Raw genomic sequence first — 23,189 nt, 5'->3', positions numbered from 1 at the left:
CACTCGAGTCGTCATGTGCTATCCATGGTGCCGTTAATTTCGGTTAAGCTGGCCATGAGCACGGCAACATGCCACGAGTGCTCGGCAAGGCGAAAGGAGGCACGGATGGCGCAAATCATCGTTACCGACCGCAAAGGCGAAACCCATGCGCTGGAGGCCGTCGAAGGCTGGCGCGTGATGGAAATCCTGCGGGACTACGGTGTCGGTGTGGCAGGAACTTGCGGCGGTGGGTGCGACTGCGCCTCCTGCCATGTGCTGGTGGATGAGGACTGGATGGACAGGCTCTATCCGCCGCGTGAAGAGGAAGAATTCAAGCTGGATGAACTGCCGATGGTGCAGCCGAATTCGCGCCTGTCTTGCCAGATCATCTGGGATGATTCGCTCGATGGGCTGAAGCTGACCCTGGCCGACTATTAGGATTTGAAATGCGTCACTTCCCCGTTTTCGTCGATCTGAAATGCCAGCGAGTCCTCGTGTCAGGCGCGAGCGAGACAGCGGCCGCCAAGCTGCGCCTGCTGCTCAAGACCGAGGCACTGATCGAGGTCTACGGGGAAGACGCGTGCGACGACGTGCGCAAGTGGCATGACGAGGGCCGCTTGCGCTGGTTTCCGAAGCCCCTCCCGGCCGCGGCGCTGTTCGGCGCGCGCCTTGTCTATTCGGCTCATGACAACGCTGAGGCGGATGCGCAGGTCCGGGCGATGGGCGAGCGGATGGGCGTGCTCGTCAACGTCGTGGACAATCTTGGGCTGTCGCAGTTCATCACGCCCGCGATCGTGGACCGCGATCCGGTTACGGTGGCTATCGGCACGGAGGGCGCGGCACCTGTGCTCGCGCGTCGGATCAAGGCCGACGTCGAAGAGCGCTTGCCCACGGAACTGGGACAGTTGGCGGCGATCGCGCGCCACTACCGAGAGGCGGCCGGAAAGCTGCCCGGCGGGCGTGTGCGCCGCGCGTTCTGGTCCCACTTCTTCGATACGGACGGGCCGGCTGCACTAGCCGAAGGCGGCGAAGAGGCCGCGCGGGCCGCGCTGGAGCGGCTGATCGCGAGTTACGCCGAGGATGCCCCCGCGTGCGACCCAGGCCGCGTGATCCTCGTCGGCGCGGGGCCCGGCGACCCGGAATTGCTCACGCTCAAGGCCCGGCGCGTCCTGCATGAAGCCGACGTCGTGCTCTACGACCGGCTGGTCGACCCGCGCGTTCTGGAACTGGCGCGGCGCGAGGCGGAACTGATCGAGGTTGGCAAGACGCCGGGCGGCCCGGCCTGGAAGCAGCACGACATCAACGCCGCAATGATCGAACACGCACGGGCTGGCGCACTCGTGGTGCGGCTGAAGTCCGGCGATCCCATGGTATTCGGCCGCGCCGATGAAGAACTGGACGGGCTGGATGCGGCCGGCGTGGAGTGGGACGTCGTCCCCGGCATCACGTCCGGGTCGGCCGCCGCCGCCTCGTCCGGGCGATCGTTAACGCGCCGCGGGCGCAACCAGGCCATCACCTTCCTGACCGCGCATGATGCGCAGGGCTATGCCGAGCATGACTGGCGTGCGCTGGCCCAGCCGGGCAACGCGTTGGCCATCTACATGGGCTTGCGCGCAGCGCGCTTCGTGCAGGGGCGGCTGATGCTGCACGGCGCAGCCCCGGAGACGCCGGTGACCATCGTGGAAAACACGTCCCGGCCCGAGGAAAAGCGTGTGAGCGCAACGCTGGCCAACATGTGCGAACGTATCAGCGAGGCGGGCATCGTGGGGCCGGCGATCATCTTCATTGGTCTGCCGGCGCGGCGCGCACAAACGCTTGAGACGGAACCCCGCCGTCAAGCCGTCTAGCACGCCGCGCCGCGGATCGGCGACCCATGGCGCGGCTGCTGAAACGTGATCTCAATGGCGTGTGGTGTTGTCACTGATACTCGGGATGGCCACTTCGCCGCTTTCGCGCTGATGCACGGCCATCGCCATGTCCGACAGAGAGTCGTACACTCGGCGCTTTTCCCCGCGCATCTGGCTGGTGCTGAGCGGCTTCGACGCCGCCCAGAGCGCCGAGAATGCAAGCGAGGCCCGGCGCACCGCATCCGGCGCGCATTCCTCAGCCATCTCTAGGGCCTGCGGACGCTGCGGGGAGCGGCGCATCGCGTCGCCCGACCAGCAGATAGAAGAGCCGAGCGTGAGTTGCTCGTGGGCATCCAAAAGCGCCGGATTGCGCGCCCAGCGCACGCGCGCGGCCACGGCCTCGCCGCGAAGCAACGGCCGAATAACGCTGAGCACGTCTTCGAGTGCATCGCTCGGCGCGGGCTTGGCAAAGATAATGTTTGCACTCACCTGCTCGGCGCCGAGTTCGTCCGCCTTCGCGGCCAAGGCTCCGGCGGCCGGGCTCGCCGGCGAACGCGCGACCAGCGTGACGACGTAGTCGCCGGCTTCTTCAGATGGCGCGCTGCGCAGGTGGCGAAGATAAGTCTCGATAAGTTCCACAATGCGGAGCGTGGCGCGGGCCGCATGATCGGTGGTGCGGTTCGGCAGATCTGAAAAGCGGCTCATCGTCTCAATCCTCAATCGTCTTCTTTCGGGACACCTCAAGGGATGCCCATGCGTGTTCAGCTTGCGTGACCCGGCTTACGTGCGGCGCGGGATAGCCGCCGATCTTTGCCGGCAGAGCGGAAAACGCGGCGTAAACCGGCCGCGCCGGCCCCTTGGCTACGCAGGGAACGATTGAGGCCGTTCGAGCTATTGATGGCCTGCTGGAATTAAAGAAGAATTGACCGAGCCACTTTTTCGCCACGATCTGGGATGGGTTCAGCGCGCGGATGGCGGAGTGTTGCTCGTTTGCGTCTGCATGGTCTGGCGCAGAGGCTGTTCCGGGCTACGCGCGGGGAAGCCGGCCCTCATATACGCGATGATCTGCCAGGCTTGTTCGGTGGTGAGTTCGTTCTTGAACGCCGGTTTTTCGGTTCCGAACGGCTCGCCGCCTTCCATGATCGTCCAGAGCAGATAGGCATCGGTGCTGTAGTCCTGCTCAAGCGTATAGGGCAGCGAGGGCATGGTCGGGCGGAGCGCCTGGGCGCGGGGGCCGTCGCCCTCGCCCGCCGCCCCGTGACACGACGCGCAGTTTTCGCGATAGAGCGACGCACCCGCCTCTATGGCCGTCAGGCTGTGGCCGACCGTGTTTTCAGCCTCCTGATAGCGTTCGGGGATCTCGCCTTCGACAGCCGCCCGGCGCCGCGGCTTCATTTCGACCGAGTCGCCTGACAGGTCGGTGTCGCCGTTCGCGCGTGGTGGTTCGTCCTGCCAATCTTGGTCCAGGCTATCGGCGTCAACGGTTTGCGTCGGCTCATTCGGCGGCGCTGGACGTCGCGCCGGCAGCGGCGGCTTCGCCTCGTCATGCTTGAGATAGTCGCGCCAGGCATGTTTTTCCGGCGTCCAGGGCTCCTCCGCCCGCCAGGGATGCCGCGGGGGCGGGTCCGCCGGGCCATAGTAGCAGGTCCTGCCATAGACGCAGCCGAGCTCGTAACAGTCATGGCGCACGCATTCCCGCCACGGCGGGCAGAACTCGTACGGCTCGCAAGCGCCATAAGCGTGCGCGGGCGTGACGTCCGGCAAAGCCAGGATACCGCCCAGCCCCATCAAGACAGCCAAAAGCCGACACATACGCAGCACGACCAATGCGCCACCCCCCTTGCAGCGCCGCATTATCGCCGCTGTTGCCGCCGCCGTAAAGCGATCCCGGCTCCCTATCGTGTCATTGGGGCACGTACCGCTGGCTGGGGACAGGCGCGGTGCGGGGTGGGCGCGCGTGCGCAAATCTATAGACTGAGCGCAAAAGTCCTGCCACGGATCGGGTGATGGGTTTCCGCTTTCTGCACACCGCCGACATTCATCTGGACTCGCCGCTCAAAACGCTCGCACTGCGCGATGCAGAACTGGGCGCGCATATCAGGGGCGCGACGCGCAGGGCTTTTGCCGGCATCGTGGACATCTGTCTCGAACAGCAACTCGACGCGCTGGTCATCGCCGGCGATCTCTACGACCGCGACATCCACGACATGAGCACGGCGCTGTTCTTCGGCCGGCAGATGCGCCGGCTGGCGGAGGCGGGCATACGCGTGTTCATCATACGAGGCAATCACGATGCCGAGTCGGTGCTCTCACGCGAGCTGAGTCTCCCCGAGAACGTCCTCGTCTTCGGCGCGGAGGGCGGGACCGAGCGGCTGCAGGATGCGGGCGTGGCAATCCACGGCGTGAGCTTCGCCTCAGCCAGCGTGCCGGAGAACCTGCTGAATCGCTACCCCGCGCCGGTGCCGGGATTAATCAATATCGGCTTGCTGCACACCAGCCTTACCGGCGCGGAGGGCCACGACGTCTATGCACCCTGTACTTTGGCCGATCTGCGCGGCCACGGATTCGACTACTGGGCGCTCGGGCATGTGCACAAGCGCGCGGTTCATGCGGAAGCGCCCTGGATCGTCATGCCGGGCATTCCGCAGGGCCGCGACATCGGCGAAGACGGGCCGAAATCCGCGACGCTCGTCACGGTGGGCGATGACGGCGCGATCTCGGTTGAGGCCGTCCCGACGGCAGTTGCTCAGTTCGAGCATGTGCCAGCCGACCTCAGCGGCGCAGAAACAATGGCCGACGCCGCGGGGGCGATGGAGCGCGCGCTGGCCGAGGCGCGGAAATCATTGGCCGCGCCCTGCCTCATCGCGCGGCTGACGCTGACCGGCGACACGCCGCTGGCAGCGCGGTTGCGCCGCGATGACGACCTGACGCTGAACGAAGCGCGGCAGGCGGCGGAGAGCGTCGGCGATACGCTGATCGACCGCGTGAAATTCGCCTTTGGCGGCGCGCGGCAGGCGGAGAGCGGCCCGCTGGCGGAGCTCGAGGCGCTGATGACGCCGGACAACCTGCCGCCGGAGGTCGTCGATCAGACGCTTGCTGCCGTCGACACCGTGCGCCGCGCCCTGCCGGCCGAGGCGCGCAAGAGCTTGCCTGATGACGAGGATGCGCGGCGGGCGCTCGCCGACCAGCTGATCGCGGAGGGCGGAAGCGACGTGATCGCCCGCCTGCATGGCGCGGAGGAAACCTGATGCGCTTTCGCAGGCTCGATCTCACCCGGTTTGGCGCCTTCACTGACCTGTCGCTCGACTTCGGCGCCGCGGACAGCGCGCCCGATCTGCACATCATCTACGGGCCGAACGAGGCCGGCAAATCAACGCTCCGCGCCGCGATCAACGACCTGCTGTTCGGTATCCCCCCGCAGTCGGACTACGCCTTTCTCCACGCTTACAAGGCGATGGAGGTGGGCGGGACGCTGGAGACCGGCGGGCAAAGCGTGGTATGGCGGCGGCTCAAGCGGCGCAAGGATGATCTGGTCACCCGCGACGGCCGGGCAGCCAATCGCACCCTGCTCGACGCCGCGCTCGGCGGGATGGACCGCGAGACCTTCGAGCTGATGTTTTCGCTCGACAGCGAAACGCTCAAGGAAGGCGGCGAGGAGCTTTATCGCAGCCGCGGGCGACTGGGCGAGGCCCTGTTCGCGGCGACATCGGGCCTGTCATCCATCAGCGCGAAACTGGAGGAGGTCCGCGGCGAGGCCGAAGACTTCTTCAAGCCGCGCGGCAAGAAACAGCGGCTGAACGATCTCAAGCGCGAACTCGAAGAGGTGGATACCGCGCTGAAGGAGGTGGCCGTCACTGCGCCGCAATACCGCAAGCTCGTCGAGGCATATGAGGAGGCACGCGCGGCGCACGGGGAAGCGAAAAGGGATGCCGAGCTGGTGCGAAAGCGGCTCAAGCAGATCGAGCGCTGGCAGGGCGCGATGCGCGACTGGGCCAAGCTGCGCATGGCGCGCGAACGCCTCGCCCCGCTTTACGATACCCCCGAGATTCCTGACGAGGCGGCCGCTCGCATCCATGATCTTGACGAGCAAGCCGGGCGGCTGCGGCGCGAGATCGAACAGGGCGAAACGGAACTGCAGCGGCTGAAGGAGGAGCGCGACGCGCTGGCGCCGGACGAGGCTGTGCTCGCCGAAGCCGAGCGTATCGACCGACTGAACCGGATGGAGGATCGCTACAAGGAGGCGCGCGACAGCCTGCCAGCCGCCGAAGCCGACCTCGCCGCCGAGCGCGGGCGCATCGGCGCGACGCTGGAGAAGCTGGGCGTCGATCCGGCGAGCGATCCGCGCGCCCTGTTGCTGCCCGCGCCGCTGACCAGCCAGCTCGACGAGATGATCCGCGCACATGACAGCATCTCGACGACGCTGGCGACAGCCAAGGAGGAGGCGGAGAAGGCAGGCGACACGCTTGCGGCGCTTGAGGAGAGCCTCAAAGCACTGGGTGATCCTGTCGACCCGGCCCTGCTGCATCAGCTCCGCGTGGCAGGGCGCGATGCGCGGGTCGCGCACGACACCACCGATCTGGAGGAGGCCGTCGCCAGCGCCGCGGCCAAGCGTGACGAAGCTTTTGCCGCGCTGACCCCGTGGAGTGGATCCGCGGACGCGTTGCGCGCGATGACGCCGCCGGCGACCGACCAGTTGACCGCCTGGGCCGAGGAACGCGCCGCGCAGAAAGACAAGCGCGCTCAGGCTGAGCGCCGCCGCGCGGAGCAGGCGGCGCGGGCGGCGGAGTTCCGCGAGACAATCGCCGCGCTCGAGCAGGCGACGGGGCTGGTCAGCGATGAGGAGCTTGAGCGGAAACGGACGGCCCGCGACGCCGCCTGGCGCACGCACCGCGAGGCTATCAGCGACGGCGACTTGGAGCAGATCGCCAAGACGGCCGACGCTTTCGAAGCCGTCATGATGGCCGACGATGCGGCACGGGCCAGGCGTGAGCGTCACGGTGACGAGGCCGCCCGACTGCGCCAGCTCACCATTGACGTCGCCCAGGCCGAGGCAGCCGCGAAACATGCCGCGCAGGAGCGGGACAGCGCCGAAGAAGCACTGGACGCGCTACAGGAGCGCATCGACGAAGCCGCCGCTGCGCTTGGCTTGCCATCTGGATGGGAACCGGGGCGCATCCAGCAGTGGCTTGAAGCCCGCACACATGCGCTCGCGGCGCAGGACGAGTGGGCATCTCTCCAGACCAAGCTCGACGCCCAGCGCGACAACCGGGCCGTGGTTCAAGAGCGGCTCAGCCAGGCACTGGCCGCCGCGGGTGCCGCGCCCGGCAACGGGATGCCGCTGGACGCGCTGCTCGAGTTTGCCGAGTCGGTCGCTCAGAAAGCCGATGCCCGCGAGGTCAAGCGCGAGCAGAAGCAGGAGGAATACGCACGGGCGAAAGCCCAATGCGAAGCGCGGCAGCGCCGACTCACCGAAGCGGAACAGGCTCAGGCGGAATGGACAGCGCACTGGCAAGAGCTGCTCGGTCAGTGCTGGCTCGCCCAGGAAGGGACTGCGCGTCAGCCAGGTGAGGTCCGCGACATCCTGCGGCTGCTGGATAGTCTACGCGACGCGGTGGAGCGCGCAGAGGCGCTGGAGCGGAACATTCAACAGTGGCGCGCGACGGAAGCGGACTTTCTGGCCCTTTGCCACGAAGTCTGCGCCGCGACGGAAACGCCCCTCAACGAGGACCACCCCGGCAACGCGCTGACCGCGCTGCGCGAACGCCTTGCGGCGGGGCGAGACCAGCGCGCGAAACGAGAGCAGACCGAGCAGGAACTCGCGCGAGAGCATGACAACCTCACGCGCGCCAAAGAGGATCTTGATACGGTCGCTGCGGAGCTCGGCGCGCTGTGTGAGCGCTTCGGCGCGGCCGACGCCGAGGCGCTGCGCGCCGCGATCGGGCAGGCGAAGGAAAAGGCGGCGATCAAGCGGGACATTGCCGAGCGCGAGGAGAACTTGCGCGCGGCCTTCGATGGTCGGCCGATCGCCGAGATCGAGCAAGAACTGCTCGGCTGCGACACGGACGAACTCGCCGCCGAGGCGCAGGCCCTGAGCGACGACATCACCGCGCGGGACGAGCGCCTGCAAGAACTCTATCACGCCATGAAGAAGGCTGAGGAACAGGTTGCGGCGGTCGGTACGGACGAGAAAGCGGCGGAACTCAGCGAGCGGCGGCGGGGACTTCTGCTTCAGATAGAAGAGGAAACACAGCGCTATCTGCGCCTGATGGCCGGCGTCGCCGCCGCCGAGGCCGCCTTGCGGCTCTACCGCGACAAGCACCGCAGCGACATGATGCTCAACGCCGCGCAGCGCTTCCGGCGTATCACGGACGGGCGCTTCACCGATCTGCAGGCCCGCCCGGACAAGGACGGCGAAACGCTCGTGGCGATCAAGGCGGATGGCGGCTCGCTGCTGGTGGAGGGCATGTCGGACGGCACGCGCGACCAGCTCTACCTCGCCCTGCGCATGGCCGGTTATCAGGAATTCGCGGCAACCCGCGAGCCGCTGCCCTTCATCGCCGACGACATCATGCAGAGCTTCGACGACGAGCGCGCCCGCGCCAGCTTCGAGATGCTGGCTGACGTCGCGCAAATGGGCCAAGTGATCTACCTGACCCACCATGCGCATCTGTGCGATCTGGCGCGCGAAGCGGTGGCCGGCGCCGTGAGGATCCACGAATTGCCGGCGCCGGCCGCGCAGCTGGTTATGTCAGAATCAGCCTGATAAGCAGGCCAACCGCCGCGACCGTGGCCACGCCTGCGGCCCACAGCCCCACGAACCACAACGCCCTGCGCAGTCCTTCGCGCATCAGTGATACCCTTCTCCGGGCCTCACCTTGCCGCGGAACACCCAGTAGGCGTAACCGGTGTAGGCGATGATCAGCGGCAGCAGGATGAGCGCGCCGACCAGCAGGAAGGCGAGGCTGTCATCCGGGGCCGCGGCCTGCCAGATCGTCAGGCTGGGCGGCACCATGTACGGATAAAAGCTGATACCGATGCCGATATAGCACAGCAGGAAGATGCCGAGCGAGGCAAGGAAGGGCTGCAGGTCATAGCCGCGGTTCAATCCCGAGAACAACAGATACGCACATCCAAGTACCAGCGCCGGGACGATTATGCTGAAGATCGCCGTCGGCCAGGCGAACCACCGCTCCAGGTAGACAGGGTTGAGATAAGGCGTCGCGAGGCTGACCACGCCGATCAGCACCAGCATCGCCACACCGGCGCGCACGGCGTAATCGCGAGCCTGCTGCTGAATCTTGCCCTCGGTCTTGAGCACCAGCCATGTGGCGCCAAGGAGCGAGTAGCCGACGACGAGTGCCACGCCGGTCAGCACGGAGAAGGGCGTCAGCCAATCCCACCAGCCACCAGCATAGGCACGGTTCTCGACCGGAATGCCCTGAACGAGCGCGCCCAGCGCGACCCCCTGAGCGAAAGCCGCGACCGTCGAACCGAGCGCAAAGGACCAGTCCCAAAGGAACCGCCCTCGCTCGGTACGCCAGCGGTACTCGAACGCCACGCCGCGGAACACGAGCGCCAGCAGCATGGCGATGATCGGCGCATACAGCGCCGGCATCACCACCGCATAGGCCAGCGGGAACACGGCGAACAATCCGCCGCCGCCCAGGATCAGCCAGGTTTCGTTCCCGTCCCAGACCGGTGCGACCGAGTTCATCGCGATGTCGCGCTGATGGCCGGACTCATAACCCAGGAACAGGATGCCGACGCCGAGGTCGAAACCGTCGAGCAGCACATAGGCCAGCACCGCGATCGCGATCAGCGCGGCCCAGATGAACGGAAGGTCGATGACCATGACATTTCCCTCCTGTGTCTCGGAGCCGGACTATTCCGCTGGCTTGGGTTGCTGGTCCAGGCTCTTGGCCGGTCCGGGCGTAATACCGCTGGTCCGGATCGGGCCAAGCTCCTCCACACCTTCGCCGCCCTCTGGCGTCTTGCCCATCAGACGAAGCAGGTAGAACGTGCCAGCGCCGAACACGATGAAGTAGACGACGATGAAGGCCAGTAGCGAGCTTGTAACCGCCGGTGTTTCGATGGGCGATGCACTCGCGGCCGTGGTCAGTTCGCCATAGATTGTCCACGGCTGACGACCGACCTCGGTCACAATCCAGCCCGCGACCACCGCGACGAAACCCATCGGCCCCATGACGACAGACAGCCGTTGCAGCGACCGCGCCTCAAAGAGATTGCCGCGCAGCCGCTCAAGGCCGCTCCACAGACCCACAAGGATCATCAGCACGCCGATACCGACCATGATCCGGAATGACCAGAAGACGATATCGAGAGGCGGCCATTCTTCCTTCGGCCACGCCTTCAGGCCCTGGACCTCGCCCTCGAAATCGCCCGTCAACACCCAGGAGCCGAGCTTCGGGATTTCGATCGCATTGTGGACCGTCTCCGCCTCGGCGTCGGGGTCGCCGAACAGGATCAGCGGCTGGCCACGCTTGGTCTCGAAATGCCCCTCCATCGCCGCAATCTTAGTGGGCTGATGCTCCAGCGTATTTTCGCCATGCGCATGGCCCGCGATGAGCTGCAGCGGTGCGACGATCAACGCCATCCACATGGCCATCGAGAACATGATCCGCGCGCCGCGGTTCTGCCGATCGCGCAACAGATGGAACGCACCGACCGCGCCCACGACAAACGCCGTTGTGAGGTAGGCCGCGAGCACCATGTGAACCAGGCGATAGGGGAAGGAGGGATTGAAGACGATCTCCCACCAATCCACCGGCACATACTGGCCCACCTCGTTAATCGCATAGCCCGCCGGGGTCTGCATCCAGGAGTTGACCGACAGGATCCAGAAGGCCGATAGCAGGGTGCCGAAGGCCACGACCAGCGTCGAGACAAAGTGCAGCTTCGGCCCGACACGGTTCAGGCCGAACAGCATGATCCCGAGAAAACCTGCCTCCAGGAAGAACGCTGTCAGCACCTCGTAGCCCATAAGCGGCCCAATCACCGGGCCAGCCTTGTCGGAAAATACCGACCAGTTCGTGCCGAACTGGTAGGACATGACGATGCCCGAAACGACGCCCATGCCGAACGCCACGGCGAAGATCGTCTTCCAGTAATTGAAGACCTTAAGGTAGGCGTCGTCCTTCTTCCACAACCAGAGACCTTCGAGCACGGCAAGATAGCTTGCCAGGCCGATCGTGAAGGACGGGAAAATGATGTGAAAGGCCACGGTGAAAGCGAACTGGAACCGGGCCAATTCGAGCGCTTCGAAGCCGAACATGTCTCTCGCTCCCCAACCGACGTATTCGCCTCATTTAGTGGCGCTGCAGGCCGGCAGGGTCAACAAGGTCCGGATGGGCGAATTGTCGCTTTGATCGATGTCAAATAACGGCCTGGGTCTGCCGCAACCTAACAGACACTTGTTACTTGTGCTTGAACTGCGGGCTCCGTTTTTCGGCGAATGCCGCCATGCCCTCCTTCTGATCCGCCGTGGCGAAGAGGCTATGGAAGAGCCGGCGCTCGGTCCGCGTGCCCGCGGTAAGGCTCATTTCCTGAGCGTTGTTCACGCTCTCCTTGGCCATCATCACCGCCGGCATGGACATATCGGCGATCTTTTCCGCCGTGCGGATCGCTTCCTCGACGAGGTCGCCACTTGCCACGATACGGCTGACCAGTCCGGCCCGCTCTGCCTCTTCGGCGTCCATGTTCCGGCCGGTCAGGCACATCTCCATCGCCTTCGCCTTGCCAACTGCGTGCGTGAGACGTTGGGTGCCGCCCGCGCCGGGGATGATGCCCAGTGTGATCTCGGGCTGTCCGAATTTGGCGGTGGGCGATGCGAGAATGAAGTCGCACATCATGGCCAGTTCGCAGCCGCCGCCAAGCGCATAACCGGACACTGCCGCGATCACCGGCTTGCGCGTACGCGTCACGCGATCCCAGTTGCCGATGAAGTCGTCGCGGTAGGTCGCGGGAAACACCTTGCCCTGCATTTCCTTGATGTCTGCCCCCGCGGCAAATGCGCGCTCGGAGCCGGTGATAACGATGCAGCCAATGTTTGCCTCGGACTCGAACGCATCGAGCGCGCGCCCGAGTTCGACCATCATCGCTTCGTTCAGCGCGTTAAGCGATTCGGGGCGGTTCAGGACGATGAGACCGACGCGTCCGCGCTTTTCGACGATGATTGTCTCGTAAGTCATGGAGAGTTCCCTCTTGTGATCGCGTGCCCCGCGTTATCGCTGGCAGCGCGGACAATAGAAGGTTGAACGACCGTTTTGAACCTCACGATGTACCGATCCACCGCAATCCGGGCGGGGACATGGGGCGCCCTCGCGGTCATACACGACGAACGCGTGCTGGAAATAACCAAGCGTGCCGTCCGCGCGACGATGATCGCGCAAGCTGGAGCCGCCGGCCGCGATCGCCTCGTGGAGAACCTCCGGGATCGCGGCCGCGAGCCGTTTCGCGCCCGCTGATGGCCGTCCGGTCGCCGTGGAGAGCCGGCCCGCCGGAGCGAACGGCGACAGGCGCGCGCGGTGCAGCGCCTCGCAGACATAAATGTTGCCAAGGCCCGCAACGTTCCGTTGGTCGAGAAGAAAACTTTTGAGCGGCTGGATACGGCCGCGACCGCACTCGGCCAGATAGGTGGGCGTCAGGTCGACGCCGACCGGTTCCGGCCCAAGATCCCGCAACAGGGGGTGCGACTCCAGATCCTCCGGCAGGATCAGCGTCATATAGCCGAAGCGGCGCGCATCGTTGTAGATGACGCGGGCGCCTGAATCGAAATCGAAAACCACGTGATCATGCGCCGGCAGGCCTCCCGCAGCATGAACAAACTCGCCCGGCTGGACGGGTGCGGCGCTCAGCGGCGCCGTCTTCGACGGCGAGAAGATGGAGAAGCGCCCGCTCATGCCGAGATGCATGGCCAGTACGATGTTGTCTGTGTGCGCCAGGAGATACTTCGCCCGGCGTTCCAGCCTGCGCACACGCTGGCCGACGAGGTGCTGCACAAAGCCATCCGGGAACGGGAACCGCAGATCGGGCCGGCGCAGTTCGACCGCAACAAAGCGCGCCCCTTCCATCACCGGCGCGAGGCCGCGGCGGACGGTTTCAACTTCGGGCAGTTCAGGCATCTCGTCACACGGCTCCGCTGTGCGTTTTCGCCTCTGGCGCGAGCGCGCGCGAACGATAGCAACAGGCGGCGCGCTGCGCTATGGTCGCGCACATGACCGACGATAATACGCCCAAATCAGTTACCTCGGATACGACGAGCTTCGGTTTCAAGCAGGTGCGCGCCGCCGAACGGCAGGCGCTGGTCAATAATGTGTTCGCGCGGGTCGCCGACCGCTATGACCTGATGAACGATCTCATGTCGGGCGGGCTGCACCGTCTTTGGAAAGACGACCTGATCGCCTGGCTTGCGCCGCCAAAGGACCGCCCCTTCCGCCTGATCGACGTCGCCGGCGGCACAGGCGACATTGCCCGACGGTTCCTCAATGCGACAGGACCACAGGCGACAGCGGTCATCTGCGACATTTCGGCAGAGATGATCGAGGCTGGGCGCCGACGCTTCGAGGGCACGGCGCTGGCGGGGCGGCTGAGCTTCGTCCAGGGCAACGCCGAGACGCTTCCATTCCCCGATCGCAGCTTCGACGCCTACACGATCGCCTTCGGCATCCGCAACGTCACCGACCGCGCCCGCGCTCTGCGCGAGGCCTACCGCGTGCTGCGGCCCGGCGGGCGCTTTCTCTGCCTCGAATTCTCTGAGGTGCAGGCTCCGATTCTGGACGATATTTACGAACTTTACTCCTTTCATGTCATACCAAGGCTCGGCGAAGTGGTCGCCGGCGAGCGGGAGGCATACCAGTACCTCGTTGAGAGCATCGCGCGCTTCCCGGATCAGGACACATTCGCCGATGAGGTCAGGGCCGCGGGCTTCTCGCGCGTGCAGTACCGCAACCTCACGGGCGGGATCGCCGCGATCCATTCCGGCTGGCGACTCTGAAACAACGAAAACCGCTTGAACGCGGGGGCAACGTTTAAGGCGTGAAGGCGATCCTACACCTCTACCGGCTGGCGCGCGCGGGCATCGTCCTGCTGCCGCATGTGATGCGGGCCCTGCCCGAGGACGAGGCAATTCCCGGCCCGTTGAAGCTGCTGCGGCGTACGCGCATCGGTCGCCCCCGGCCCTCAAAACCCGGCGATCTGTCGCGAGCCGTCGCCGCGCTCGGCCCCAGCTACATCAAGCTCGGCCAGTTTCTGGCCACGCGCCCGGACATTGTCGGCATGGAGCTGGCCAGCGAGTTGTCCGCGCTGCGCGACAAGCTGCCGCCTTTCCCGACCAAAGACGCCAAGCGCGCGATCTCGGAAGCCTTCGGTGTGGATGTCGATGCGCTGTTCGACAGCTTCGGACCGCCCGTCGCTGCGGCATCCATCGCCCAGGTTCACAAGGCAACGATCAACACGCCGGGCCGCCCGCCGCGCGACGTCGCGGTCAAGGTGTTGCGACCCGGCGTGGAGCGGCGCTTCCAGCGCGATCTGGCAACCTTCTATTTCGCCGCGCGGATGATCGAGCGGTTCCACGCCCCGTCGCGCCGACTGCGCCCGGTCGCCGTCGTCGACACGCTGGCGGAATGGGTCGAGCTGGAGATGGACCTGCGGATGGAGGCCGCAGGCCTTTCCGAGATGCATGACAACATCCAGAGGCACGGCGATAAGGATTTTCGCGTACCGGCGATCGACTGGATGCGCACCTCGCGCCGGGTGCTCACCGTCGAGTGGGTGGATGCGATCCCGCTTGGTGACGTCGCAGCGATTGAGCGCGCTGGTCTCGACCGCCGGCAGCTCGGCGTCAACATCATTCGCGCCTTCCTCAAGCACGCGATGCGCGACGGCTTCTTCCACGCCGACATGCATCAGGGCAATCTGTTCGTCGACCTCAGCGGCCGGATCATCGCCATCGACTTCGGCATCATGGGTCGGCTCGGCCCCAAGGAAAAACGTTTCCTCGCGGAGATCCTCTACGGCTTTCTCACGCGCAGTTATATGCGCTGCGCCCGCGTCCATTTCGAGGCCGGCTATGTGCCCCCGCACCAGGACGTGGCGACCTTCGCGCAGGCGCTTCGGGCGATCGGCGAGCCTCTCAAGGACCGGACGGCGGAGGAAATCTCGATGGGCCGCGTGCTCGGGCAACTGTTCGAGGTCACGGAGATGTTCGACATGCGCACGCGGCCGGAGTTGCTGCTGCTGCAAAAGACGATGGTCGTGGTCGAGGGGGTCGCCCGCTCGCTCGATCCACGTCTGAACATGTGGGAAGCGGCCGAACCGGTGGTGCGCGACTGGATGACCACGGAAATGGGCGCCAGCGCTCGGCTGCGCGACGCGGCTGAAGGTGCGGTCAGCCTGGCGGAGTTTCTCGCCGCCGTGCCGCAGCTCTCCGACCAGGCCAACCGGGTCGGCAAGAGCCTCGCGGAGATGAGCGAAAGCGGCGTGCGGCTGGATGACGAGACGGTTGCGCGGCTCAGTGCGGCGACGGACAGGGGCGCGCGCTGGGGACGGCTGGGAATCTGGGCGGGAGCGCTGGCGCTCGCGGCGATCGCATTTCAGATGTGGGCAGGCTAACCCATCAGGCCGGGGAAAAAGCGGGTCGCGATCTCTGCAAGCACACCGCCAGCGATCGCCAGCCCTGCCCACAGGGCGACCTTGCGCAAGCTGCGTGCCCAGTTGATCCGCACGCGCACGTCGATGACCTGCTCGGGCAGCGCCACGTCGCCAATCATCCCGTTCTCGTCCACGCTGCGCGCGGCGGCGATGAGCTGCAGCTTCCGGCTGCCGCGCTTCATCGGCAGGACGACCCACTCCCAGCGGCCGAACGGCTCGCTTTCAAGGAAGCTCGGGCGGTCGAACACCCACTGCGTTTCCGGCGTCAGCGGCTCGATCATGAACCCGCCATCCGGCGCGCGCAGGGAGAGACTCATGGCGCGGGTAACGGTGACGCCGTGGACATGCGTCGTGCCGCGCCCTTGAACGCCACTGAGGAGCTCTTCCGACGCCTCGCGGGCGATGCGAACTTCGATATGCTCTCGCTCGCCCTCACGCATGGTGCGCGGGATGCGCTCTACGAGTTTACCCAGCAATGCCGGGACTTTCGGCTCCGCGTCGGCCTCGGCGGCACGGCGGCGCTTATGCTGCGCCCCGGCGGCCCCGTTCGTTTTCCGGCGTCCACCCTTTCCACCCTTGTTCGGTGCCGGCGGGCGCGTTTCCGCGGGTTGACGGGCACCAGAGGGCGTGGGCGCCTGAGCGCCCGGTTTACGTGCGGGCGCACGCCGTTGCTCCGGCGCGGGCGGTGGCGCCTCCGCCTCTTCGTCTATGACGTCGCGGATCGTCGCCAGCATGTCTTCGAGGGTTGGCTCCGCGCCGTTCCGCTCGCGTGATTTGGTCGGCGGCATATCACGCTTCGCCGGCGCGGGACGCTGTGACGGCTGCGCTGCCGGGGATGGTGCGGCGCGGGGCTGTTCTTCCGGTTCGGGCAGCGGCGCAGCCGCTGATGCATCACGGGCGGTTTGCGCGTCAATCCAGCCCAGCGCCTTGCCAAAGCTTAGGCCGTGCCGGTTCAGCAGCCGCGCCACCGCCGTATCACTCTGCCCGACAAGCGCGGCCAGCGCGATCGCACCGTCTACTTCCGAACGCCCGGATTCCCGCGCGCCCTTCTGGGACACCTGCAAGACATGTCGAAGCCCCTTGCCGGCTTGCGGGGTTTCGTCCTTACCAAGCAGTTGGCGCGGCGTCGTCTTCTCTATCGCGGTACCCAACTCCACGCGGATAGAGGCGATATCGGCGTCGCACCCTTCCATCAGGGCGAGCGCATCGGGGTCATCGAGCAACGCATAGAGAAAATGCTCAAGTCCGACGATCGCGCTGCCGCGCCGCTGAGCGACCGAATACGCCCGCCGCACCGTGTGCGCGAAATAGGCCGAATGCGGCAGTTCGTTCACGGCCTTTGCCCGTTCCGTCATACGCAAACAGTCCTCTCCCGCCGGTGCGCCTTACCCCCTCGGCCACCGGACGCTTGTGTGTGGCATAATCCGCACGATTCCCCAAGACCGAAGCCGAAATATGTCAGCCCTCTGGGAACACGCGATTTTTGGGCGCGCAGACCCGGCGCTGTTGTCGCGCGGGCCAAGGCCGGATACTCAGTTGGGACGGAGCGTAAGGAGTCGAGAATGTCGGAAAGCGGTGAGGGAATCCTGCCGGCCTTGCAGGCCAAGGTGCTGTCGGAAGCGCTGCCTTACATGCAGCGTTATGATCGCCAGACGGTGGTGGTGAAATACGGCGGGCACGCGATGGGCGACCCGGCGCTGGGCGAAACCTTCGCGCGCGATATCGTCATGCTGAAGCAGTCGGGCGTCCGGCCCATCGTGGTGCATGGCGGCGGGCCGCAGATCCAGTCACTGCTCAAGCGGCTCAACATCGAGAGCCAGTTCGCGCACGGCCTGCGCATCACCGACCAGGAGACGGTCAACGTTGTCGAGATGGTGCTCGCCGGCTCGATCAATAAACAGATCGTGGCGATGATCAACCGCTTCGGCGGCAAGGCCTGCGGCATCTCGGGCAAGGACGCCAACCTGATGACCGCGCGCAAACTGCAGCGGACAGTGCGCGACCCGGAATCGCAGATCGAGAAGCTGGTCGATCTCGGCTTCGTCGGTGAGCCGGAGACCGTGAACCCGCATATCGTCGATGTCATTACCGAAAGCGACCTTATCCCGGTTGTGGCGCCGCTCGGGGTGGCGCGGGACGGCCTGACCTACAATATCAATGCCGATACTTTCGCCGGCGCTTTGGCGGGGGCAATGAAGGCGAAACGCCTGTTGCTGCTCACCGATGTTCCGGGCGTGCTGGACGCCAAGGGCGAACTGGTCACCTCGCTCACGACCGGGCAGGCGCGCGACATGATCGCCGATGGCACCATCACCGGCGGCATGATCCCGAAGATCGAGACCTGCATGGCAGCAGTGGAAGCGGGTGTCGAAGGCGTCGTCATCATCAACGGCAAGGTCCCTCATGCCGTGCTGCTGGAGTTGTTCACCGCGCATGGCGCGGGCACACTGATCAAGGCCGAAACCGGACAACCGGAGAAAACGGAACGCGAATGACATCAAGCGCGCGCGATTTGGCGGACTTCCGCAAGGTCGATACCTGGATTTTCGATCTGGACAACACGCTCTATCCGGCTGAAAGCAACCTGTTCCATCAGGTGGACCGCCGCATGGGCGAGTTCATTGCGAATTATCTGGAGGTCGTGCCCGAGGAGGCGCGCCGCATTCAGAAGCATTACTATCGCACCTTTGGCACCACGCTGGCCGGGCTGATGAAGCAGCACGGCGTTCGGCCGACCGACTTCCTCGATTACGTCCACGACATCGACCTCAGCCCGATCCAGCCGGCACCCGATCTCGCGAGAGCGGCCAGGGCGCTGCCCGGCAAGCGCTACATCTTCACGAACGGTTCCCGCCGCCATGCCGAGCGCGTCGCCGAGAAACTCGAAGTCCTGCACGTGTTCGACGATATCTTCGACATCGCCTCCTCAGACTATATCCCGAAGCCGACGCGCCACGCCTTCGACCGGTTCTGCAGCGCGCACGGAATCGCGCCAGAACGCTCAGCGATGTTCGAGGATCTGCCGCACAACCTGGAAACCGCGCATGCGCTCGGCATGGTCACGGTGCTGGTGCATTCGTCCTACCATGATCACCCGGCGCAGCGGACAATCAGCCCGGACCGCCCGTTGCCGCCGCATGTCCATCACCTCACCGACGACCTGACGGGCTTCCTGAACGCGCTCGGGCCGGTCATCGCCCCGCGCGACAGCGTTGACAACACAGGCGCGGACGGCGAAACAGGCGGCGAAAAGGAACTTGACCGAGGGACAAGCACATGACGGACATTCGCGGAGTCATCGAGCAAGCGTTCGAGCGGCGCGACGAGATCAGCGCCGAAACGCAGGGCGAGGTGCGCGAGGCGGTGGACACCGCGTTGAAAATGCTCGACTCCGGCGAGGGGCGTGTGGCCGAGCCGACCGCGAGCGGCTGGCAGGTCAACGAGTGGTTGAAGAAGGCGGTGCTACTTTCCTTCCGGCTCAACGACATGAGCACGATCCCTGGAGGTCCCGGCGGCGCGACCTGGTGGGACAAGGTTCCCTCGAAATTCGAAGGCTGGGACGATTCCCGCTTCCGCGAGGCCGGCTTCCGTGCCGTTCCGAACTGCGTCGTGCGCCATTCCGCTTATATCGCCCCGGGCGTCGTGCTGATGCCGTGCTTCGTGAACCTGGGCGCCTATGTCGACGAGGGCACGATGGTCGACACCTGGGCGACAGTCGGAAGCTGCGCGCAGATCGGCAAGAACGTGCATTTGTCCGGCGGCGCGGGCATCGGCGGCGTGTTGGAGCCGCTCCAGGCCAACCCGGTCATCATCGAGGACGGCTGCTTTATCGGCGCGCGCGCGGAAGTCGCCGAGGGCGTGATCGTGCGCGAAGGCTCGGTGCTGTCGATGGGCGTTTATCTCGGCGCGTCCACAAAAATCATAGACCGCACCACCGGCGAAGTTCATATGGGTGAAGTGCCGCCGTTCTCCGTGGTCGTACCCGGCACGATGCCCGGCAAGCCGCTACCCGACGGGTCGCCCGGCCCGTCGCTCTATTGCGCCGTGATCGTCAAGCGCGTCGACGAGCGCACGCGCGCCAAGACCTCGATCAACGAGCTGCTGCGCACCTGATCGCGCCGCATGGAACAGGGGGCGGGCGCGATGAAAAACACGGTTACCCTTGGCGTCCGCAAACTCTTTTTCCTGATTATCGCGCTGTATGCCGGCTACTGCGCGCTGTGCTGGCTGGTGCCCTCCGCGCGGCTCGGGAATATCACGCCGGCCGGTCTCACCTTCGCGATCTTCATCACGAATTTCATCGGCTGCCTGACGATGACAGTGCTCAACCTGCTGGAGATCGGGCTGCTGGCGATCGGCTTCGTGTTCGGCCTCGGCATGGTGCTCCACTCGCGCGAAAAGGATTATCGGAAGGGCGGCGAATTGGCCGAGCTTGGGGAGCTGAAATATACCGAGGCGTTTTTCGAAGTGCTGGCGGGTGCCTTCATCGTCTATCTTTTCTACATGGAGTTCGTGGAGCCGCCCGAAGCTCTCATGCCGCCGGTCTGGGAGCGGCTCTGGGACAGTGTGCGGTCCTGCGTGCCGTCCTGAAGGCTGGCAGCGCGATCCGAGCTGGGCGCCTTCGCGTAGCCCTGAGCAATTCGCGGTTGGCAAGCCGCCCGCCGCGCCCCTATCTCTAGGGGAGATCAGGACAATACAGCATTCGGCACGACCATGAGTATCGACGAGATCATCGAGAATTTTGAGTTCATGGACGACTGGGAGGACCGCTACCGCTACGTGATTGAACTCGGCAAGGAGCTCGAACCCCTCCAGCCGGAGGATTACACGGAGGATCACAAGGTCCGCGGCTGCGTCAGCCAGGTCTGGCTGGTGACGGAGCACGAGGGCGACGCGCAGCGCCCGGTCCTCAAGTTCCGTGGCGACAGCGATGCGCATATCGTACGCGGTTTGATCGCCATTCTGATCGCGCTCTACTCCGGCAAGCGCGCCGACGAGATCACACAGCTCGACGCCGAAAAGGTCTTCGATCAGATCGGCCTGCGGGATCACCTGACCCCCCAGCGCTCGAATGGTCTCGCTTCGATGGTCCAGCGCGTGAAGCAGGACGCCGCGGCGGCGCTAGGCACCGCCACGGCCTGATCTCAGCAATCCTGTATCTGCGGCTTGTAGTCCGGCGCGCCCCAATGCAGGAGCCGGCGCGACGTGTCGTGCGCGGCCTCCCCGGCGGAGCGGAGAAGCCCGTAATGCCGCGCAAGCTCCCTGAGCGCGATCTGCAACACCAGCTTGGCGGAACGCCGCGGCCAGCCCTTCGCCTTTTCGGTCTCCTCCAGCCCCTTGAGGTGACAGCATACGTCTACCAACAAGTCACCAAGGTCCGGCCCGACCGCCTCCAGCGCGCGGCGAATACGCTGCTGCGCCGCCACCGTCTGCTCGCGAAGGTTCGCCGAGACGCCAGGCGCCGCGCGGCGTGAGGCGCCGTCTCCCGGTATCCCGTCCCAGCTCGCGGTTACGCGCGGCGTCAGACCGGCGTGGAAAAAATCACGGCGCAGACGCTCACCGGCTTCGAACTGCGCGGCGTCAATCAACGGCTGGCCGCTCTTGTCCTTGCGCCGGCGCAGCCAGCCCAGGGGGCTTTCAGTCTCATTGACAAGCGCGGGCTTGCGAACACCCTCGATCTCCACGGTTTCCATGGCACGCTCCTGATGCTGCTGTTGAAATGCATCAGTGCGCGCAAGTTTTCGTTTTAAAAACGCCCGCCCGGTTTCCGAGAGCACAAACCCGCCATCATCTGACGTAATTAATTGTTGCCTCCAAAGCGCCGAAACCAGATCAGAAGAAATGCGGCGTGTTTTTTCTCTGCCCAAGGATGAACCCTGTGTCAAAATGAAGGCAGGATCAGATTCACCCTCTACTTCGTTTGTGCGACACCGCACGAGGCGCGTATTCCGTCGGCTCAGTTTACGCAGCAGTTTTTCTGCCTCCGGGGTCAGCGCGTCGGATTCACTCATCAATGATTTCCTCCAGACATTACGCCACGAAAAGGCGCTCTGCGCAGCGCGTTTTCGACGATGTTCAGAGCTCGATCGAGCGCGACGTCTTCGCGGCGGTCTTCGACCACCGCGCAACCGTGCGCGACCGTGGTGCGATCGCGGCCGAAGAGCTGGCCGACCCGGCTCAGCGTCAGGCCGAAAATGATGTGGGCGAGATACATGGCAACCTGTCGCGCGAATGCGACGCGGGCCTCACATCTCCGCCCCGCGCGAAGCTCGCAGCGCGGCACGGCGAACATCGTGCTGACCGCCTGTTCTAAAAGGCCGCCGAGAGCTGAAAACTGAATATATTGTGCTTGATAAGCGCTTGATATACCTATGTAGTGTTCGGGGAGAGGCACATCCTTCATGCACCGATCCTCAAACTCCCAACTCATACGCCGTCTACCCCCTTTCTGTTCGGGACAACAAAGGTCGTCGAAAACACCCGTGCGCTGACAATTTACATAAAAAGTAAAAATGCAGAACAAATCCCTGGTAAAAAATCTCGTATAGGGTGATCCAAAACAAGAGGATCCCGACATGGAAACCAGAATTCGCGAGTTCCGTAAGCTGCGCGGGCTGACGCTGAAAGAGCTGGCCGACAAGATTTCAACCACGCCGCAAACGGTCCAGCGCCTTGAGACGGCGAACATGACCGTTTCCACCGACTGGTTGGAAAAGATCGCCAACGCGCTGAACATCGAGCCGGCGGATCTGATCGCCCGGCCCGGAGGACGGGAAATTCCGGTTATCGGCCGCGTTATGCAGAACGGGCGCGTGCTCACCAGCGAGGGCAAGCAGGTCAACGTACTGCATCTGCATGTCCCGGCAGACAATCCGGTGGCAGTGCAACTCGATGCGCGGGTGGGCCTTTACGACGCCGGAACCATCCTCGTGGCCAACCGCCTGAAGGAGGCGGACTACACCAGGGCGCATGGGGCTGACTGCCTCGTGCAGATGAAGGATGGACAGATCAGGTTCACGCGCGTGATCCGCAGCAACGGCAACGGCTGGACACTCGTGCCGCACGATGCGGGCGCGGAGGTGGCCTATGATGCTGAGGTTTCCTGGATCGCCCCGGTTGTCATGAGCCTCAGATATTTTTAACGCCGTCGAACGCATACCCGAGACAAGTTATCCCCGCCCCGATACGGCGTGACAGCCTTGCGGTTCCGCGTAAAAGGAGCCGCAACGATGACGTATCATGTTCAACAAAGCCAGAGTGACAAGCGGCGCAGGCCCCGCATCCAAAGCTGGCATGCGCCCGAGCACAGGGATCGCGCGCCAGCCCTGTTTGCGGCAGATGCGCGCACGCGCCGCCTTGCCCGGTTGGTGCCGCTATGGCCGAGCGAGATTGAGTCGACCGACCCCGCCGATGCCGAGCGCGTTGTCGCGGCTCTGGAGCGGGCGCTGCGCGGCGAGCGGAAGCGCGGCCGGGCAGGCCACTGGAGCTATGACGTGAACCGGCATATGGCCCTGACCCGCGCGCTGCAGGACGAGCGGGCGCGGCTCGCGGCGCTGCGTCGGCAGGGTACCAAAAGCGAGAGGACAGGCACGCGCCCCGCTGCAAGACACATCGAGACCAAGGCCCTCTCGTCAAGCGGAAGCTGACGACCAACCCGCCGCCGCTTGCAGCACGGCACTTGCCCGACCCCGCGCG

Annotated in this window: 23 protein-coding genes; 13 read left to right on the top strand and 10 right to left on the bottom strand. The window is 65.1% G+C overall.

Annotated elements, in window-relative coordinates:
• The first annotated feature begins 105 nt into the window (after positions 1-105).
• Together BXY53_RS02430 and cysG are read left to right on the top strand one after the other, a co-directional pair.
• Positions 106-417: a 2Fe-2S iron-sulfur cluster-binding protein gene (locus tag BXY53_RS02430; RefSeq protein WP_119060339.1), complete on the top strand. Its 312-nt coding sequence runs from the start codon at positions 106-108 to the stop codon at positions 415-417.
• 8 nt (positions 418-425) lie between these two features.
• Entirely contained in the window at positions 426-1,826 is a 1,401-nt protein-coding gene (gene cysG, locus BXY53_RS02425) for a siroheme synthase CysG (protein WP_119060338.1), read from the top strand.
• 51 nt (positions 1,827-1,877) lie between these two features.
• On the opposite strand, the gene BXY53_RS02420 is transcribed toward cysG, so the two are convergent.
• Both BXY53_RS02420 and BXY53_RS02415 read right to left on the bottom strand, forming a co-directional pair.
• Positions 1,878-2,531 (bottom strand): hypothetical protein, encoded by a 654-nt coding sequence (locus BXY53_RS02420; protein WP_119060337.1) that lies wholly within the window; start codon positions 2,529-2,531, stop codon positions 1,878-1,880.
• Positions 2,532-2,786: 255 nt separating this feature from the next.
• Entirely contained in the window at positions 2,787-3,614 is an 828-nt protein-coding gene (locus BXY53_RS02415) for a c-type cytochrome (RefSeq protein WP_210209125.1), read from the bottom strand.
• Positions 3,615-3,832: 218 nt separating this feature from the next.
• On the opposite strand from BXY53_RS02415, the gene BXY53_RS02410 reads away from it, so the two are divergent.
• Together BXY53_RS02410 and BXY53_RS14060 are read left to right on the top strand one after the other, a co-directional pair.
• Entirely contained in the window at positions 3,833-5,074 is a 1,242-nt protein-coding gene (locus tag BXY53_RS02410) for a metallophosphoesterase family protein (RefSeq protein WP_119060335.1), read from the top strand.
• Positions 5,074-8,589 (top strand): YhaN family protein, encoded by a 3,516-nt coding sequence (locus BXY53_RS14060; RefSeq protein WP_170144303.1) that lies wholly within the window; start codon positions 5,074-5,076, stop codon positions 8,587-8,589. The genes BXY53_RS02410 and BXY53_RS14060 overlap by 1 nt, the downstream gene beginning before the upstream one ends.
• On the opposite strand, the gene BXY53_RS14275 is transcribed toward BXY53_RS14060, so the two are convergent.
• The 5 genes from BXY53_RS14275 to mutM form a co-directional block, all read right to left on the bottom strand.
• Positions 8,570-8,674: a DUF2474 family protein gene (locus BXY53_RS14275; protein WP_119060334.1), complete on the bottom strand. Its 105-nt coding sequence runs from the start codon at positions 8,672-8,674 to the stop codon at positions 8,570-8,572. The two genes, BXY53_RS14060 and BXY53_RS14275, sit on opposite strands and share 20 nt — an antisense overlap.
• A complete protein-coding gene (gene cydB / locus BXY53_RS02395) occupies positions 8,674-9,678 on the bottom strand; it encodes a cytochrome d ubiquinol oxidase subunit II (protein ID WP_119060333.1) in 1,005 nt (334 codons plus the stop codon). The genes BXY53_RS14275 and cydB overlap by 1 nt, the downstream gene beginning before the upstream one ends.
• A gap of 30 nt (positions 9,679-9,708) precedes the next feature.
• On the bottom strand, positions 9,709-11,118 hold the full coding sequence (locus tag BXY53_RS02390) for a cytochrome ubiquinol oxidase subunit I (protein ID WP_119060332.1): 1,410 nt from the start codon (positions 11,116-11,118) through the stop codon (positions 9,709-9,711).
• Positions 11,119-11,260: 142 nt separating this feature from the next.
• Positions 11,261-12,034: an enoyl-CoA hydratase gene (locus BXY53_RS02385; protein WP_119060331.1), complete on the bottom strand. Its 774-nt coding sequence runs from the start codon at positions 12,032-12,034 to the stop codon at positions 11,261-11,263.
• 33 nt (positions 12,035-12,067) lie between these two features.
• Positions 12,068-12,967, bottom strand: a complete 900-nt coding sequence (gene mutM, locus BXY53_RS02380; RefSeq protein ID WP_119060330.1) for a bifunctional DNA-formamidopyrimidine glycosylase/DNA-(apurinic or apyrimidinic site) lyase — start codon at positions 12,965-12,967, stop codon at positions 12,068-12,070.
• Between the two features lie 92 nt (positions 12,968-13,059).
• Here mutM and ubiE point away from each other — a divergent pair, with 92 nt between their 5' ends.
• On the top strand, positions 13,060-13,839 hold the full coding sequence (gene ubiE / locus BXY53_RS02375) for a bifunctional demethylmenaquinone methyltransferase/2-methoxy-6-polyprenyl-1,4-benzoquinol methylase UbiE (RefSeq protein WP_119061719.1): 780 nt from the start codon (positions 13,060-13,062) through the stop codon (positions 13,837-13,839).
• A gap of 41 nt (positions 13,840-13,880) precedes the next feature.
• Positions 13,881-15,455, top strand: a complete 1,575-nt coding sequence (ubiB, locus tag BXY53_RS02370; protein ID WP_342634956.1) for a 2-polyprenylphenol 6-hydroxylase — start codon at positions 13,881-13,883, stop codon at positions 15,453-15,455.
• Here ubiB and BXY53_RS02365 read toward each other — a convergent pair.
• Entirely contained in the window at positions 15,452-16,849 is a 1,398-nt protein-coding gene (locus tag BXY53_RS02365; RefSeq protein WP_119060329.1) for a Clp protease N-terminal domain-containing protein, read from the bottom strand. The two genes, ubiB and BXY53_RS02365, sit on opposite strands and share 4 nt — an antisense overlap.
• 207 nt (positions 16,850-17,056) lie before the next feature.
• Here BXY53_RS02365 and argB point away from each other — a divergent pair, with 207 nt between their 5' ends.
• The 5 genes from argB (at position 17,057) to BXY53_RS02340 (ending at position 20,636) form a co-directional block, all read left to right on the top strand.
• Complete coding sequence (argB, locus tag BXY53_RS02360; protein ID WP_119060328.1) at positions 17,057-17,989, top strand: acetylglutamate kinase; 933 nt, start codon at positions 17,057-17,059, stop codon at positions 17,987-17,989.
• Positions 17,986-18,774, top strand: a complete 789-nt coding sequence (locus tag BXY53_RS02355; RefSeq protein WP_119060327.1) for a pyrimidine 5'-nucleotidase — start codon at positions 17,986-17,988, stop codon at positions 18,772-18,774. Before argB ends, BXY53_RS02355 begins: the two co-directional genes overlap by 4 nt.
• On the top strand, positions 18,771-19,607 hold the full coding sequence (dapD, locus tag BXY53_RS02350) for a 2,3,4,5-tetrahydropyridine-2,6-dicarboxylate N-succinyltransferase (protein ID WP_119060326.1): 837 nt from the start codon (positions 18,771-18,773) through the stop codon (positions 19,605-19,607). Before BXY53_RS02355 ends, dapD begins: the two co-directional genes overlap by 4 nt.
• Positions 19,608-19,637: 30 nt before the next feature.
• The gene (locus BXY53_RS02345) at positions 19,638-20,084 is read left to right on the top strand and encodes a hypothetical protein (protein WP_147361473.1); all 447 of its coding nucleotides are present in this window, start codon (positions 19,638-19,640) and stop codon (positions 20,082-20,084) included.
• 123 nt (positions 20,085-20,207) lie between these two features.
• Complete coding sequence (locus tag BXY53_RS02340; protein ID WP_119060324.1) at positions 20,208-20,636, top strand: SufE family protein; 429 nt, start codon at positions 20,208-20,210, stop codon at positions 20,634-20,636.
• 2 nt (positions 20,637-20,638) lie between these two features.
• Here BXY53_RS02340 and BXY53_RS13945 read toward each other — a convergent pair whose 3' ends face one another.
• Both BXY53_RS13945 and BXY53_RS02330 read right to left on the bottom strand, forming a co-directional pair.
• Positions 20,639-21,505: a DUF6456 domain-containing protein gene (locus BXY53_RS13945; protein ID WP_147361472.1), complete on the bottom strand. Its 867-nt coding sequence runs from the start codon at positions 21,503-21,505 to the stop codon at positions 20,639-20,641.
• The gene (locus BXY53_RS02330; protein WP_245410332.1) at positions 21,505-21,897 is read right to left on the bottom strand and encodes a helix-turn-helix domain-containing protein; all 393 of its coding nucleotides are present in this window, start codon (positions 21,895-21,897) and stop codon (positions 21,505-21,507) included. Before BXY53_RS02330 ends, BXY53_RS13945 begins: the two co-directional genes overlap by 1 nt.
• A gap of 172 nt (positions 21,898-22,069) precedes the next feature.
• Between BXY53_RS02330 and BXY53_RS02325 the strand changes: the two genes are divergently transcribed.
• Together BXY53_RS02325 and BXY53_RS14200 are read left to right on the top strand one after the other, a co-directional pair.
• On the top strand, positions 22,070-22,636 hold the full coding sequence (locus tag BXY53_RS02325) for a helix-turn-helix domain-containing protein (protein WP_119060321.1): 567 nt from the start codon (positions 22,070-22,072) through the stop codon (positions 22,634-22,636).
• Between the two features lie 87 nt (positions 22,637-22,723).
• Positions 22,724-23,140 carry a hypothetical protein gene (locus BXY53_RS14200; protein WP_210209124.1) on the top strand — a complete coding sequence of 139 codons (417 nt, stop codon included), beginning with the start codon at positions 22,724-22,726 and terminating at the stop codon, positions 23,138-23,140.
• Positions 23,141-23,189 lie beyond the last annotated feature (49 nt).

Origin of the sequence: Dichotomicrobium thermohalophilum (assembly GCF_003550175.1) — a bacterium.
GTDB classification, from domain to species: domain Bacteria; phylum Pseudomonadota; class Alphaproteobacteria; order Rhizobiales; family Rhodomicrobiaceae; genus Dichotomicrobium; species Dichotomicrobium thermohalophilum.
The sequence above is the reverse complement of the archived record's forward strand: the minus strand, read 5'-3'. Positions and strand labels throughout refer to the sequence as shown.